The organism is Hahella sp. NBU794, assembly GCF_050749805.1.
GTDB lineage: Bacteria > Pseudomonadota > Gammaproteobacteria > Pseudomonadales > Oleiphilaceae > Hahella.
In genome coordinates, this window is record NZ_CP192738.1 from 5,759,809 (window position 1) to 5,777,302 (window position 17,494).

General features: G+C 57.6%; 2 protein-coding genes. Both read right to left on the bottom strand.

The genetic code is table 11. The annotated features are described in order from the left end of the window. Positions 1–54: 54 nt before the first annotated feature. Entirely contained in the window at positions 55–687 is a 633-nt protein-coding gene (locus ACQYWX_RS25160) for a hypothetical protein (protein WP_431686764.1), read from the bottom strand. Further along, positions 684–17,294, bottom strand: a complete 16,611-nt coding sequence (locus tag ACQYWX_RS25165; protein ID WP_431686765.1) for a deaminase domain-containing protein — start codon at positions 17,292–17,294, stop codon at positions 684–686. Before ACQYWX_RS25165 ends, ACQYWX_RS25160 begins: the two co-directional genes overlap by 4 nt. Positions 17,295–17,494: the final 200 nt, after the last annotated feature.

Sequence of the window (17,494 nt, forward strand, 5' to 3'; positions counted from 1 at the left end):
ATCAGTCCCTTAGATGATATAGGTGTTTTATTAAGATTCAGTAATTTTTTAAAACTACAACTTGTAGTAGCTCCAAGCTTCCGGAAGTTTCGTATCTACTGTATAAATTACTGCAGGAACTTCAAATACTTCAGAGGATGGAATTACGCAGGTAATAAACCAATTAAATATTGCCCTTTTATCTGAGGAACCATGGCATATCGCCGATCCCAATATACAGCTGTCAACCATACTCATGATCGCATCTAGCGAATTTCTAGTTTCTACCATTCTTCTCATGTCGTGAAATACACTAACTGACTCACCTACTATTCCTGGAACTTCATCAACTGATGGCAAACCTGGTAACGATCTTACTTCTACGCATTCCCCCTTTGAAACCAACCTCAAAAATTCAGTAAATGGCTCGATAGAATCGCTACTCAAACTGCCAGATAATGACGGCAATACTGCATGACAAAAACTCAATCCAATATAAAAATCCCTTTGAAAAACCTGTTCGTTTCTTGCCCTACGAGTTTCTAGAAGAGCCCTTATATCTTCCTCTAGGTCATGATCAGACAAATTATCTCCACCAAAATACAAATCGTCATACAAATCGCTGTATTCTGTATTCCACATAGATTTCAGAGTAGATAACAAATTTTCGTCGAGTTCACCTTTAATTTCAAATTTATCAAACATCATTGAAACTCCTTCTTGAAACTGACATTTACTTCAATATTAGGAAACATCGCTTCAAATTGCGTCTTGATACCTGAGCAACTAGTACACATACTCATTTCAGTAAACAAGTCCAGAGTGCCTCGTCTACTTGCTTCGGGTAATTTCATTAATTGACCAGCGAAATCATCAAATATTTTAAACTCTGCATCTGTTTCCATCACTCTGCCATTGCCATTGTTGTCGAGATGCTTGGTAGGTTCGAAAAAACCTCCTTCAGACCTAGGTATTGGTTTTTCTGGTATTGGTCCATTGCGACGACTTGTCGCCTGCTGAAGAAGAACCGATCCTTCATCTAACTCAAGCCGAGCTGCAGCTATATTTGCTTTTCCTATTGCTTTTCCTGGTAAAACTTTATCTCGAAGAGCTTGTGCCTGTTCGGCCAACTCTATATGTAGTAATTCTCTACCCTCTGGGACATTTCGAATTGGAACTCCGCCATGAATTAACTTGTTTGGAGCAACAACATATTCTACCTTTTTCCCACCGCGCTGGTAATTTGGATAGCGCTGTCCAAGAGGTATTTCACTTTTCGACCCCACATAAATAGGTCTGGCAGGTGTAGACAAGCTTGCTCGTGCATATATAGCAGTCTCTTTTGCAGCCGTCCCCAGCATACTGAGTTCAGTTAGAACGCCACCTCCCACCATCGCCATCGGAATTTTATATTCTTCTTCTAAATAAACAGAAGCATCTCCTATAACTCCTAGCGTCAGCCCTGCAGTGTTCACTACTGGGGCCATAATATAGTTCACAAAGAAAGCATCCACATCCCCAAATATAGTCCCATCCGATGCCATGTTTGCAATAAGAGCTTTGCTATTTACATAGTTTTCAATCTTACTCAAATTGCTTTCTGGCTTCTTCTCGGGAGTCATTTCTGGGTTAGTGTAGTCTTCACCAATGAAATCTCGATCAAGATCTTCCCAGTTATCGTACCCCCTAGGCGGCAAGGAATTATTGCTCGCCAACATCAGCGGTAACGGACTACCTGAATCATCAACCCAAACTCCGTTTACTTTTCTAGCTTCAGGGAATTCACTCAAATTGTGCTTGGTCTTTATTTCAGAAGCAGCACTTTCTTCGCCACGTCCAGCTATACCAGCAAGCGCCAAACCTCCCAACGTACTACCAACAACCCCCGCTATCATTCCCACATAATCAGGACGATAGTCTTCGTTGTCATAAACCGCTACGCGAACGGCTTCGGATACTGCGCCGGCGGTGAAGCCTTGGATGGCATTGCGGGCAATGTCATTGTTCCTAATACTGCCTGGGAGTATGCCATCGACGTAGCTGCTTAGTCCTTGGTTGTAAAACGCATTCTTATCCCCAATGCCAATGCCGTTCATCACCGATGCAGTAGCAAAGCTAGTGGCGACGTCTCTCCAGCGGAAGGTGGTGGGGAGTTTTGTGGCTTTGCCTGCGAGATAGTTTGCCCCGACGCCTGCTGCGGCTGTCGCCGCCATTTGCGCCCACTGATACCATCCTGAAGCATTTACAAAGCTATTAACTCCGACAGTAGCGGCGGCAGTGAGACCATTTCTAACTGCGCTCCGCAGAGAAAAGTGATCCTGTAGATCAAGCTCTTTAGCCGCCAACTGAGATACAGCACTCCCTGCAACCCCTCCGATGAAGGCTCCTCCAGCCATAGCAGCATAACTTGCAAAAGAGGTCGCAACGCCGACACTTGCGCTTACCGCTCCAAATCCAGCGCCCACTCCCGCACTCAGACCAAAGCCAACTCCCGCACTAGAGCCAACAGAAGCCGCTAAGCCTCCAGCAACTGAAGCAGCGCCTTGCGCCGCTGCAGCAGCGCTGAATGATTGCGTCAGCATGGCGGTCGCATAAGGAGCCACAATGGCCGCAACAGCGATAGCAATCACCATGACAACAAAGGCGGCGCCACATTTACCCTTCTTGGGCGGAGGCGGAGGCTCAGGCAACGATGGCGTTGTGTCGCCTAGGCCCAGTCCCGGGTCATAGGGACGGAATGTGCTGGCGTTATTGTGAATGTTGGTGACCACATTTGGGATCACCAGACTTAAACCGGCTTTCAGATCCTGATCGCCGGAAAGGCCATTGGCGTCCGCCAGCAGATACCAAAGACTGGCGTCTCCCCACATGCTGGCGGCGATCGAAGACAGTTTGTCCCCTTCATGAACCTCGTAGTAAGAGGATGCCTTGCCGGGGTAGTCGGAGTTAATCGGCTGGAAGTTCTGGTCGAAATCCGCCGAAGTCACAGGCGTTATTCTGTAATAACTGGAATACCCGACTTGCTTTTTGATATCTCTGGTTCCTGTAACCAACCAGCTGCGATTACTGTCTTTGTCAGAAGTCTTGAGATAGGAGTACGACTCCTGACCGACAACAACGCTATGATCTCCATTTTCAGCCAACTGTTGAACGTAGTCCGTCCTTGAGGGAACGCCATCGTTACCAATGTCGCCGCGCACAATGCCATCCAAATAGTAGAATTTACGACGGATGGACTTCTCCTGACCGTTGTTATTCCTGTCTATTTCATTGCGCTGTATGGTCTGACCGCGCTGATTGTTGACATAGGAGATAGTCCGCTGATCCTGATGATCATAGACCCAGCGAGTGTGGCCGTTCGCATCATAGATGTAATAGGACGCGCCAGCGCCAACAGACGCGGATACGGTAACCTTGCTGGCCTTGTAGCTATCCCAGCGGTCACGCGCCAAATAGTGATATGTGGTCGTGACATCTCCATCATCGTTCGCCAAATCATCCAGAAACGTTTGTTTGAGCGTTTGTCCATCATTCAGATAGGTGTAGGTCAAAATGGACTTACGGCTGCCAGGACTCATGGAAGCGTCTTTATAAACCGTGTCCGTCAACACCTGATTATTGGCGTTATAGTCGTAATGATGCAGGCTTTCCAGGCGTTCTTTTACAGCTCCAGCGGCGTCAAGGTAATGAGAATACTGTGAATGTATGGTTGTTCGCCCCAGCTCATCCGTCTCACGCACCGCAACCCGTGCGTAACCATCCGCCCTCACGCCTTCGCCGGTCTTGCCTTTAAGGCTCGCATCTTCAAGCCAGACTGCGCGCACTCGCCCATAAGCGTCATACTCAAACTTCTGGCGGCTCTCGACAGGAGCGCCGTCTTTGTTCAGTAACGCGCTGTTATCCATGATGCGGCGTCCGCCCTGATCATAGCCAATTTCATGCCCCGTATTGCCGGCATATATGCTTTGCGTCGCCCCAGCGCTCAACGCCCCCATCGTTACGATGAAGCGGTTTTCCTTATCGTAAAGGTAATAGAAGTCCTGGGTCTTAATATCCTCGCCTTTATTCTTATCAGTGATGAGATAGTCGTCATAGATGGACTTCATATGGCGCCGGTTGCCAACAGCGTCATAGGAGTAAGTCAGGTCGTAGTCGTCATCGCGGATGCTGACCACGCGGTTCAACGCATCATAGGTCGCTCTGACGTTTTGATATGGCAGCGAGTTCTGTTCCAGCCCGGCGCCAGCAATGCTATCCAGTTCCGTAAAGGGGGAGCGACGGTACGTTTCCTCTTCCACATTCCCGTTCGCATCATACTTGAACTCCGAATAACTCCCCGCGCCTTTGTCGCTGATACGACGCACGCGGCCATTCGCGTAGTATTCATACTGAATATCCTGCAACCCTCTCGAGGGATGCGAGTTATCCGACAGCAGTTCTGCAGGAATATCCCCATCCGTATAGGTGTAAGCGCTGTTTGAAGTGCTCTGTCTCTGCAGCCAGCCCGCCCGATTATATTCATACACAAACTGATGCCCACCCAAATCCTGGTGAGTGCGAATCCGGCCAAAGTAATCCGTCTCATCAGTCAGGTCCGACGTCGTTTTATAGCTAGCGTCAGTTTCTGTGGACAGGCCATTTTTTGTGACCTTTTTATAACCGCCTATACCGCCAATGCTACTGACATAGCGATATTCGTATGAGGTCTCGTTAGCCCCGCTTCCCTGACTTCCATCATTAAATCCAATATGTTTAACGATGCGTCCTTCCCCGTCGTAGACATATTTTTCAACATGGCCTCGCGCATTGGTATGCGCCACCCTATTACCAAGTTCATCATAAGAGTACTTGTCAGAGGTATAACTATCGCCAGCATTGTTGTACTTCGCCAGGTTTTCGAAGCGTCTGACTTCCGTCAGTCTGCCCATGCTGTCATACACAAAGCTGTGATACTGGCCCAGCTCATCAATCACCAGGCGCTTATTGCCAAGCTGGTCATATCGGTAGGTTTTGCCGTGCCCCAGCGCATTGGTTTCGCTTGCGACTATGCCCGCAGAATAGGTCTGGCCCCGATAGAAGGCGGCGTTGTTTTTAATGAAATAGCCTGCTTTCTTTTCCGCCAGATAACTGTTCGCATCCTGATTGGCCACCAAATTCCCTGAGGCGTCATAGAAATAACGAGTGATAGGATGGGCATTCAGCGACTTTAAGACGCCATTGACGGCGTGGTCCTGACTCACTTCGACCTTAGGATCGATTTTATGGGTCAGACGGCCTTGTGCGTCATACGCCAGGTGGGTGGCGTTCCCCCGGCCATCCACTTCCTGCTCCACTTCGCCAAAGGCGTTGTAACGCTGCCGGCGATGGATTTGATAAGTAGTCTGGCCTCCCAACGTCCACATTGTCCTGTAACTCTGAAAAATACGTTGTTGCTGATCATTTTCCTGGACGAGAGGTTCTAAAGCGTTTTGATTAGAGCTCGTAGGTGTGGCGGAAGCCTTGTAGACCAGCTTCCTATTAGTTACCGTCTTCCAAACATTGAACTGGGCTGTCGTGTCTTTTAATGGCGCTTGATCCGTCAGGTTAATAAATTGCTTAACCTCATTTAATTTACCTGTCGAGCCTTGCCCCCATGTAGCATAAGACAAATCATACTGACCATTGCCGAGCCGAACCAAAAAGCGATTATTACCCAAGCGCTGCGCCGTAGATAAGTCTATACCTGCAACATTTCCTGTCAGCCTTTCGACATAAGAATTAGCGTCATCAATAATCAAAAACGCCTTATTAGTTACTCCTGATATGCTTTTATTAATTTTTAACGTTTGACTTCCCCTTTCAGTCTTATAAAAGAGGTCCAGAATACTTTCCCCTCCAAATCCAGGAATAGTAAATTTAAACTTAAACAATATAGGATCGTGATCATGAGAGTTTTCGTGATCGTCGTGTCTAGCTGTCCATAAATGTTTGGCGGAAAACTCTATCTCTGAAGCCCCAAGCCCCCACTCTTTTGGCTCTCCAATCTGGTGAAAGATTAAATCAGGAAACGTAGGGTGAGCAGTGCCGAAGGTGACCATAATAGGTACGTTAAGCTTTACTAACTCCGAAGGAAGTGTAACTTTAAACTTAAAGTCACCATGGGAGCCATATATGTTCTCCGTCGCGTCTACACGTACTGTAGACTGCTTAACCGCCTGAATACGCCCGAACCCTTCAGAACTTAAATTGCTATAACGCGTCTCAACCTGGTTTTCTAATCTGAACCTGCCTGCATCGTGATTGGAGGTTCGATAGCCTGTTACTTTAATTTCACCGTCGCGGGTTTTTATCGTATTTACCTGATAGCCGTCTTCATCCGCCACGTTGATGGAAACGATTTGCTCCGCGCCGACTTCTGTATTCGAGGTCAGAATATATCGCTGCGTTTCTACATCCCGATAGATATAAGTAATCCCGTTCTCATTACGATTCCAAATCCGAATAATCGTTTTTTCAAACGCGCCATTTACTTTCTCTAACGGCCCCTCACCCTTCCAGGCGCTGGCGTAGCTATTGGTCCCGGCATTAAGGCTGATGGCGCCATAAGACGAGCCCGACTTACTCCACGCCTCGGGACTGATGCCCAGGAACCCCATGAGTCCGCTCAAATTAGCGCCGAGGTCAGTGACATTAATTTTTTGCGTGGTCGGTCCTGGCTTGCCGCCATTGACAGTAACTTCTTCAGTCCGGGGTTGCTGCGTTAAGGAAGTATTAATTACGGTATCTGCGCCAGTAACCGTGGGTCCTACGCTGTCTTCAAAACGTATCTTTCCGACATCATCGGCGCCCAGTTGCCAATCGGCATCGGATTTCCAGTCAGTAATCGTCTCGTTACTTTTTAAAATATCCGCTTCCAACTGGCTGTAATCATGAGGCGCCTCAAAGGTGTCCGTATGGCGGTTGCGTTCGTCATACACGCTGACTTTCATCTGCGTCTGCAGCACGCCCAGCGCCTTCACCTGCTCCGGCGACGTCAGCGTCGCCAGGTCGATCGGATTGCCTGACGCGTCCTTCAGATCGTCCACCAGAATGAATTCCGCCGAGGCGTTGCCGTTCTTGTCGTACAGGTAAAGCTGCGGCGCGCCGGTTTCCTTGTTGGTGCTGAACAGGCGGCCCAGGCGGTCGTACTTGAACTGCTCCTGGAATTGCCCGTTCATGCCTTTCGCCGTGATGTCGCCGTAGCCGTTATAGCGCGTCTCGTGACTCAGGCCGGTGGTGTCCACGCGTTTGATTTCACGGCCCGCGCCGTCATACCAGTAACGGTTCCAGTAGCTCTGGCTGCCGCCTTCCGCCTGCCGCTGGCTCCAGCTTTTCTCCGCCACCGCGCCGAACGCGTCCGTCGCGTAATCCGTCCGCGCGCCGCTGGCGTCAATGTCCGCCACCGCAAAGCCCAGCGCGTTCACCAGCGTGCGGCTGGTCTGGTTGGCGCCCGCCTCCAGCGCCACCCGCGTCTGCGTCACCTGACGTCCTAACGCGTCATAACCATAGGTCACGGTCGCGCGCGCCATGCGGCCTTTGTAGTCCGTAAAGCTCTGTCCTTTCTCCGTCGTCTTGCGGCCCAGGGCGTCGTAGGTCGTCTCCAGCGTACGCAGCGTCTCCGCGCCTTCTCCCGGCGCAATCGTGCGTTGCAGGCGGTTCAGGTTGTCGTAGTCGTAGCGGGTGCTGCGACTGCTCGCCGTGGTCTTCTTCGGCGCCCCGTTCACGAACTGGTAGTCCTCCACGCCGTGCACGGTTTCGGTGATCCGGCGTCCCAGGCGGTCATAGTCGTAAGTCTGTCTGCGGTCGCCCCGCACCAGTTTCTGCGCCACTTCTTCGTCGCTCAGGTCCGCCAGGTCGCGTCCGGCCAGCTTCGCCGCGTCGCTCTCCGCCGCCGCCCGCTGCGCCGCCACGTTCGCCAGCAGCTCCGCCAGGGTCGCCGTTTCTGCTGGATTTTTCGCCTCATAGGCGTACTGGACCTGCTCCCGGATCTGACCTAATGCGTCCGTGGTCCATTGCGTCAGGGCGTGATGACGGGTCACCGTCACCGCTCCCCCATCGCGCTGGTAATCCGTGACGCCCGCCGCCAACGTCGCCTGCAGGTCGCCCTGCGCCGTATAGAAGTGACGCGTCACGCCGCCGCGACCGTCCCGCTCCGCGATCACGTCGCCGTTACGGTTGTAGAGCGTTTGCGTCACCACCTCTTCCTGGCTGTACGCGGAGCTGTAGAAGCCCTTGCTCACGGCGCTTTCGCCCTGGGTCAGCGCCGCCAGTTGCTGATTGCTCAGCGCCAGATCAAAGTGGGTTTCGCCCCGGGTCCGCGTCTCCACCTGACGGTTGTTCAGGTCGAACGTGTAACGCAGTTCCCGGTAATCGTCCGTATCTTTGCTCAGCAACGCCGCCAGCGCGGCATTGCCGGGATTGCTCAAGGCCTCGCCGTAACGTCGCTCCAGGATGCGGTTGCCGCTGGGGTCGTAGTCGTAGGCGGTCACGGCGCCGGCCGCGTCCACCGCCGCCGTCACCCGACTCAGGTTATCGTATTCGAACAGTTGCGTGCGCTGCGCCCCCACCGCCGTCGTGGGTCGGTTGGCGCCGTCCACCTGAAACGCCTGCACGGTCTCTTTCAGTTGGTTGCCCAAGGCGTCGTATTCGCGCTGGGTCGCCTGCCGCACCCGGTTATAGCGGCGGATCTCGCCCGCGTCGTTGGCGAAGCTAATATCGATGAGGTCCGACCACACCTGAACTTCCCGGTTCAGTTTGTCGTAAACGTATTCCGTCGCGCGCGTCTGCCCGCTGATGGTTTTGTAGGAGCCGTCCGCATCGCGATAGCCGCCTTCCACCACGCGAATGCGGTTGCCCAATGCGTCGTAGCTGTTGCGGTCGCTCAGACGCCGCTCTCCGGTCAGGCTCGCGTCGGCGTTGAAGGTCACCCGCACGCTGGGTTTGATGGTCTCCAGCAGGCGCCCCTGCGCGTCATAACGGTAGGCGTAAACATGGCCGCCGCGGTCGGTCCAGCTGATCCGGTTGCCCTGCGCGTCATAGCCGTAGCTTTCCACGACCTGTTGCCCCGAGGTCGCTTGCGCCGTCTGCGTCGTCAGTCGGCCCAGGCTGTCGAAGTCGCTGCGGGTGAACTGGTCATGCGCCGCGTCCGCCGTCAGCATCGCCCGCGCCTGCGCCTCGGTTTTGCCCGCCAGGAACGCCGCGTTGATCCGGTTGGCCCAGCTGCGCTGGGCGACTACCTGGCCCGCCGCGTTGTAGGTGAAGTCCTTCGCCGCGCCGCCGGCGCTGACCTGCAGCGTCTGGCGATTGAGGGCGTCATAGAAGAAGTAGCCGGTGGCGCCGCTCGGATCGGTCACCGAGATGATGTTGCCGAACGCGTCGTATTGCGTGTATGTCGTATAGCCTTCGCCGTTGGTTTCCGAGGTTTTCAGGCCCCGCGCGTCAAACGTCTGGGATTTGCTGTAAATCTGCAGCAGCAACGCCCGGTGCTCGCCCTCGGGCAGGTGCTCCCGGCTCAGGAAGCTCAGCAATAACGCATTGTCCTTCAGCCACTGCGCCTGCTGGGACTGCCACAGTCCCGCAGGGTTGGCCTGATAGTTTTCCGCCAGCAGGCGCAAGCGCTCCCGCTCCCCTTTGGCCCAGTCGCTTTGACTGTCGAGAATCTCATAGGCGCGCGGATCGATCACCCGCTCCACCTGATTGAAGGCGTCGTAGACGTAGCCGGTGCTGCTGGCGTCCGCCGTACCGAACGCTTTGGTTTCCTTCACCACCCGGTTCAGGTCGTCGAACTCATAGCGCGTGGTGCGCTCCAGGGCGGAGCCCTCCGCTTCGATCAGGGCGATGACGTTGCCGTAGCGGTCGTATTCCTTGCGCGTCAATGTGGAGACGCCATTGAGTTCCGGCGTGCGGATGCGCTCCTGGCGATTGAGGGCGTCGTATTCGTAACGGGTGTGCCGATCTCCGCTCACCGGGTCGTTATTCGCCGGGACGTTCGCCGTGGCGTAATCCGCCGCCGTGCGTTCATGGATCGACACTTCCGTGATGTACTGGCTTTCCTGAATCAGGTTGTCGAAGCCGTCGTACTGGTAACGCGTCACGGCGCCTTTGCGCGCGCTGGCGCTGATGTCCGCATCGTCGATGGAGTCTTTCGGCGTCAGTTTGGCGATCAGGCGGTTGTCCGCGTCGTAGGCGAAGGTGGTGACGTTGCCCCGCGCGTCGGTCACCGCCGTGCGGTTGCCGTGGGCGTCGTAGGCGTAGCTTTCAGTAATCCAGGTTTCCGCGCCGCCCGTCATCAGCCGTTGCGACTGGCTGATCTTGCGACCGGCGTCGTCATAGGCGTAGCGGGTGATGCGGGTTTCCGCATCCGGATGCAGCCCCGACAGGGCGCTCAGGGTCGCCGCCTGGGTCCAGGGGGCGGCGTAACGGCGTTCTTCCGTCACCTGCCCCTGTCCGTTGTACAGGGTTTCCGAGACGTAGTTCTCGCCGTCCAGGCTGTAGCGCAGGCGTCCCAGGGCGTCGTAAACCCGACGGCTGTGCTGGTTCGCCGCCGCGCTGCGATGGGCGTCCGCCGCCTGCGTCACGTGCGTCAGGGTCGCGGCGGTTCCGAGATTTAGGCTGGCGGCGTAGCGCACGCGATGGGTCAGACGGCCAGCGTGGTCGTACTCCTGTTCGATCAGGCGTCCGCCGGCGTCTATCCGGTAGATTTCCAGGCCGCGGGCGTCGTAGAAGACCTGCTCCACCCGGTCCCCGGCTGAAGCGTGGCCTTGCACATAAGTTTCCAGCGCCGCCGCCGTCAGCGGCTGGCTCAGGTCATAGGCCGCGACGTAACTCAGGGTGCGCGTCACCTGGCCATTGTGATCGTATTCCAGCTCGGTGATATGGCCCTGGTGATCCAGCTTGAAGCGCGCCTGGCCCAGGCTGTCGTACACCATGTAGGCATGTTGCGCCCGGGTCTCGCCCGCGACGAACTGCGCCAGCGCCGCTTCGCTGTAATCAGCGCCGCTGTAGGCGGTTTCGTAGCGCAGCGTCTGCGTCGCCCGGCCCGCCGCGTCGTAACGGGTCTCCGTCACCTGCCCCAGGGCGTTCAGGCTGAAGCGCGCCAGACCGCGCGCGTCGTAGATCGTGCGGCTGACGTTCACCCGTCCCGCCGGGGCGTCCAGCCGCGTTCCGATCACCACGTCTTTCAGCAGGGAGCCGCCTTTATAGAAAGAGCTGTCGATGGCGTACGCCTTGCTCGGGTCCGCCGCTTTCGCGGAGGCGTACACCAGCGTAAAGCCGGCGTCAGCTTCCCGTTTGATGTAGTAGCTGACCTTGCCGTTTTTCAGCTCGATGCGGTAACGGGTGTCCCCGGGCAGCACACCCAGCTCCTTCACCTTGGTCGAGTCTTCATAGCAGCGCACCACGCCGCCCTGCTTGCGGTAAAACGCAAAGTTCAGGTCCTCGTAGGTAGTGCCCCCATCCTTCTCGCTCAGACCACAGAACACGGCATTGACGCCCTCCGAGGGCAGGCTGAATTCAACGTAGCCCTCGCCCCGAATGCTCTGCCGCGATCTCACGCTGCCGGTAAAGTCTCTCGCTTCCGGTACGTCCAGCTGCTCAATGCGCGACGAACCGCCCACCAGCGCGCCGGTGCGCTTCGACCACTCCGCCGCCTGCGGCAGCCATTGCTCCACGCCCGCTTCGGTGTAGGTCGCGTTCGCAGGCAACGCCCCGTTGTACTGATAGGTGGCGATCACCCGTCCCGCCGCGTCGTATTCCCGCTCCGTCACATGGCCCAGCGCGTCGATCTCAAACCGCACCTGGCCTTTGGCGTCATACACCAGGCGCCCGCTGCGCGGCTGACTTTGTGCGCTGGCGAACTGGGTCAGCGCCGCTTCGCTATAATCCGGGCCGGCGTAGGCGCGGTCATAGCTGAGTTTTTCCGCCACCTGTCCCAGGGCGTCGTAACGGTTCTCGGTGACATAGCCCAGAGCGTCAATGGTGAAGCGCGCCTGGCCTTTGGCGTCGTAAACCACGCGGGATTGAGAGTGAGAGGGTTTGCCGCTGATAAAGGACTGCAGATCGATTTCCGAAGCGTTGGAGCCCGTATAAGCGCCATCGTAGATGCGCGTTTCAATCACTCGCCCCAATGCGTCATAGCGGGTCTCGCTCACTTGCCCCAGAGCGTCAACTGTAAAACGCACTTGGTTTTTGGCGTCATACACCAAACGAGAGTGAGAAGCCGGGGTTGCGCCGTTCGCGAAGGTCTGCAGGGCGCTTTCGGTGAAAACGCCGCCCGTGTAGGCATGGCTATAGCTGAGCTTTTCGGTTACCAGGCCCAGGCTGTCGTAACGGGTCTCCGTCACTTGCCCCAGGACGTCAAGGGTGAAACGTACTTGGCCTTTGACGTCGTAGACGTAGCGCGTCTTAACGCCCTCCGGCGTCAACGCCACATTGCGTATCTCCGCGCCGGCGTCATGGAAGGAAGTATCCACAAAATACGCCTTATCCGCCTCTGGCAGGCGCTCTGATACATACGCTTCCTGGTACTCGCTCTGGCCCGCCGGTCTCACGTAGTAATGCACGCGCCCGTCTTTCATCATAATGCGATAACGGTTGTCCGGGTGCTGCGTCACCCCCTCCATGTTCTGCTTCCAGACACCTTCTTCCCGGATCTGGATTTCCCCGCTGATGTTAAACAGCAGTCCGTAATCAATGTCCTGATACGACTTCATCGTGTCCGCACTGTTCAGACCCACGATCACTCGCTGTTGCGGTGGCGCAGCGCTGAACTCCACATAGCCCTCGCCTCGAATCACTTGCTTCGAGCGCGCGCCTTCCGACCAGTCGCCCACCCCGCCCAGATTCTTAACGCCACTGCCGTTCACTTCCAGACGACCGGACACGTCCGTCCAGACCACCTGTCCCAACGCCACCACCAGCTCCGATTCGCTCCACGCCCGGTTTACATCCACCGTCACGTCATGACGCAACGTTTCCGTGACACGGCCCAAAGCGTCGTAGCGGCTCTCCGTCACCTGACCCAGGGCGTCGATCGTGAAGCGCGCCTGGCCTTTAGCGTCGTAGACCAATCGGGAATGGGAAACCGGGGTTTTGCCGTTCGTGAACGTCTGCAAGGCGCTTTCACTAAAGTCCGCACCGGTGTAGATCGCATTAAAGCGTTGTTTCTCCGTTACCCGCCCTTGGGCGTCGTAGCGGTTCTCGGCGACATACCCCAAAGCGTCGAGGGTGAAACGCGCCTGGCCTCTCGCGTCATAGATCACGCGGGATTTAGAAAGAACGGTTTTGCCACTGACAAAGGATTGCAGATTGCTTTCCGTAACGGTCGAAGCGGTATAAGCGCCGTCGTAACTGAGCGTTTCAATTACCCGCCCCAGACTGTCGTAACGGGTCTCCGTCACCTGGCCCAGAGCATCGACAGTGAAGCGCACCTGGCCTTTCACGTCATACACCAGTCGGGAATGGGCGGCGGGCGTTTTGCCGCTGATGAAGCTCTGCAGGGCGCTTTCGGTAAAGGCTGAGCCTGTGTAGGCGGAGCTGTAACTGAGTTTTTCGGTTATACGGCCCAGACTGTCGTAGCGGTTCTCCGTCACCTGTCCGAGGGCGTCGATAGTGAAGCGCGCCTGGCCTTTGGCGTCGTAGACCAAACGAGAATGGGAGGCCGGGGTTTTGCCGCTGACGAAGCTCTCCAGATCGCTCTCGCCCCATGCGTCGCCCGGGTAGGCGCTGTCGTAGCGGAGGGTGGCCACGACCCGGCCCGCCGCGTCGTAACGGTTCTCGGTGACGTAGCCCTGTTCGTCCAGACTGAAACGCGCCCGTCCCTGGGCGTCGTACGCGACTTTCTTGCTCTGCGTGGCGTAGTTCGCGCGCGTGAATTTCACCGCATCGGCCACCACATAGCCGTCTCCGCCGCCCAGCAGCTCCACCCATCCTTCCGCGCCGAAGTCAAAGTCGCCCAGCAATACCCATTGCCCGCCCTGCGTCCGCTGGTTCACTGTCACGTCCGTCACGGTCGCCTTGCCGGCGGCGTCCAGATGATGTATCCGATAGGTCGCGTTGCTCGCCCGGTTCGCGTGCGAGGTCCAGGTCGCGTACACGCCATGGCGTCCCGCCTGCGTCAGCGCCGAGCGCCACGACACGGCGGTGGATGCGCCTTTGGCCGTCAGGTACTGCCGCCCTTCATATCCTGCGGCGCTGGTCGACTCGCTCCAGCCCGCCGGCGCCGGCAGGGTTTCGCTGTCCAGGACAACGTCTCCCACGCCTCCCAACGCGCCGCTGTCCGCCTGCCGCTGCAGTTGCGCCAACTGCGCCGGCGTCAGCGCCTGCGCGTCCAGGTAACGCACCGTCTCCACCACGCGCCCCTGGGCGTCGTAGCGGTTCTCCGTGACGTAGCCTTGCGCGTCCACCTCGAAGCGCACTTGGCCTTTGCCGTCATAGACGTAGCGGGTGGAAACGCCCGCGCTGTGGTAGTCCGCATCGCCGCTGAGCGCCACGGCTTCAATCGCCGCGCCCGCGCCGTACAGGTTGGTTTGCGCCGTGTAAATCGCGTTCGCATCCACCACGCCCGTGAGGGTCTGAATCAGCGTGAAGCCGTGCTGGCCAGAGCGCTGAAGCAGGATACGCGCGTCCGCGCCCCGCATTTCAATGCGCAGGCGGTCGCCAACCTGTATCGGCGTCGCCGAGGTTGGCTCCGTGCGCACGCCGTTCACCTGGATCATCAGGCTGTGGCCCTGTGAACCCGCGCCGTCCGGGTCGCGGATGAAGACGCCCAGGTCCACTTCATTCAGATAATCGTTGCCGGTCAGGACGGTCTCCGGGTTCTTATTGAAGCCCACCGCACCCAGGGAAGCCCCGGTCGGCAGCGCCGCCACGGTGAACTCCAGCGCGCCGCGGCCTTGTTGCAGCGCTTCGTTCGCCACCGCCCGGCCTCCGCTGAGCCCGGTGGCGGCGGTCTTGATAATCCGTCCCGCGTCAATCTGCACAACGCCGTCGCCACGCCAGCTCGGCGCATGCGCCGCCAGCGACGCCAGGTTGGCGGCGTTCAGGTCCGCCGCCTTGTCGTAGCGGGTCTTCTTCGCAACGCGTCCTTGTCCGTCGTACTCATAACCGGTGACATAACCCTGGGCGTCGATGTCGAAACGCACCTGGCCCTCAGCGTCGTAGAAGCGTCGCGTGGTAATCGCGCTCTGGCCCCCGGCGAAGGTCTCCAGCGCCGCCAGGCTGACGGCGCCGCCGTAGGCGGTCTCATAGCGACGCGCCTGCGTCACCCGCCCCAGGGCGTCGTAGCGGTTCTCCGTGACGTAACCCAGGGCGTCGATCTCAAAGCGCACCCGGTCCTGGCCGTCATAAACATAGCGGGTCTGCGCGCCCTGTGCGTCCACGCTGCGGATCACCCGGCCCTGGGCGTCGTAGTATTGCTGCGCCTTGCCCAGCTGTACGCCGCCGGCGTCGCGCTCCACCACGTCGATCAGCGCGCCGGCGCTGTTGTACGTCTTCACGCTTTGCAGGCCCGCCGCGTCGCGGCTCAGGATGGTCGCGCCCTGGTATTCGGTCTGCGTGGTCACCGCGCCCAGCGCGTCCTTCACCGACAGCAATCGGCCCAGGCCGTCGTAGACGTACAGCGTTTCTCCCGTGCGATGCCCCAGGCTCTCCGGGGCCGCGCTCGCGTTCTCCGTCGGCGCCGCCTGGTCGGGGTTAACCTGTTTCAGCAGGCGCCCTTCCGCGTCGTAGATAAAGTGCGTCGTCGCCGCGCCGATTCCCGCGCCCGTGGCGTCGGTCTTGCTGTAGCGGGTCTGACGGCTCAGCTGGCCGCGGAAGTCGTAGTCGTATTCCGTGAGGGTGGTTCCCTGCGCCCGGGCGCCAGGCGCCCACGTATTAAGAGATCCTTCGCTCAACGGTTGATTGGGACTCAGGTCGCTCAGGTCGTAGCGCGCAAGGTACCCCTGGGTCGCCGTCAACTGGCCCTGGTTGTTGTAACGGAATTCGGTGACGCCGCCCTCGGCGTCCACGCGGTAACGCAAGCGATGTTCGCTGTCGTAAACGTAGCGCTGGGTGGCGCCGTCCGTCGTTTCCGTCAGGGTCTGGTTGTAGGCGTTATAGGTGTAGTCGGTGGCGCCCCCCAAACGGTCGGTATGGGTCAGCAGATTGCCCATGGCGTCGTAGCGGTAGGTCTCGCTGTAGCCGTCGGCGTCCGTACTTTGGATAAGGTTGTCGTCGGCGTCGTAGGCGTAGCGGCGCACGCTCTGGGCGCCGTCCTGCTGCGGCAGACGCAGCTCCACCAGGCGCGCGCGTTCGTCGTAGCGCAGCACCGTCTGCAGGCCGCTCAGCGTCGCTGGGTCCAGCACCCGCGTCACCGTCGCCGTGCGCTGCGCCAGATCATAGGCGTAGGCGGTGACGATGGCGTCCGCGCCGTCGCCCTGGGTGACCCGGGTCACCCGGTATTCGCCGCCGATGTTCTGGTACTGGAAGCTCACCGACACGCCGTCGCTGGCCTGCATCTTCGCCACGCGTTTGCTGTCGCCGTCGTAGCTGTAGCGCGTCACGAAAGTGCGGCCGTCGCCGATGCTGTTGTCCGCCGGGGTCAGGTCCACCGTCACCGTCGTCAGGCGTCCCTGGGCGTCATAGCCGTAATAGGTCTGGTTGCGTTGCGCGCCGTCCGCGCCCACCGTCTTCACCAGCACCGCCCGCCCAGAGCCGTCGTACTGAATCTCCAGCTTCTCCCCGGACGCCGTCGTCAGGGTCGTCGCGGCCGCGCTGCGGCTGATGGTCACCCGTCCGGGTTCGTCGCGATGGGCCAGCGCGCTCAGTTTGCCCTGCCAGCTGTACACTTCCTGCGCGCCGCTCTCGCCTTCCGTCCACAGGAACGCGTCAGCGCCGGTTCCGCCGCGGAATTCCAGAGTGTCGTGAGCGCCTTCGCCGACGCTGGAGACATACAGTCCACGGCTCTCGTCATAACGATAATCCGTGCGGCTGCCGTCGCCGGCGATCCGCGTGATCACGCTGCCGGCTTTGTTCAGGGTACCGCCGTTGAATTCCAGGCGCTGGTTGAAGCTGAAGTAGAAGTTGTCGCCGTTGTCGTCAGTGAAGCGGCCCTGGCTGTTATAAGTGCGGATCAGGCTGGCGTCACGCCCCGCGCCTAACAGCAGCTCATCGCGGCGCTGCAGCACCAGGTTGCCTGTGGCCGCATTGACGTAGACCCGCTCGCCGCCCTGGCCCACGCCCGCTTGCGACAGTCCCGCGCCCGCGCCTGACAAGGACGCGCCAAACAATCCCAGACCTTCCCCTGATACAACCGCAACCATTTGATGACTCCTAAATCCTTCCGACTGACTTTTTTAACGCATAAAAAAGCCACTGACGGCAGACTTTGCGCCTGTCGTCAGTGGCCTAGTAAAATTAATGCTGTGTATAGCGCGCAGGATGCTGCGCTCTGTTCCATATCCCTATTGGACACGATACTGCTCAATATTTAAACAAAACAAATAGTTAGTTTTAGCGTAGC

Bases quoted from the DNA above. Each gene is read 5' to 3' on its own strand.
- ACQYWX_RS25165 (WP_431686765.1), bottom strand. From the start codon at position 17,294: ATGGTTGCGGTTGTATCAGGGGAAGGTCTGGGATTGTTTGGCGCGTCC.
- ACQYWX_RS25160 (WP_431686764.1), bottom strand. From the start codon at position 687: ATGATGTTTGATAAATTTGAAATTAAAGGTGAACTCGACGAAAATTTG.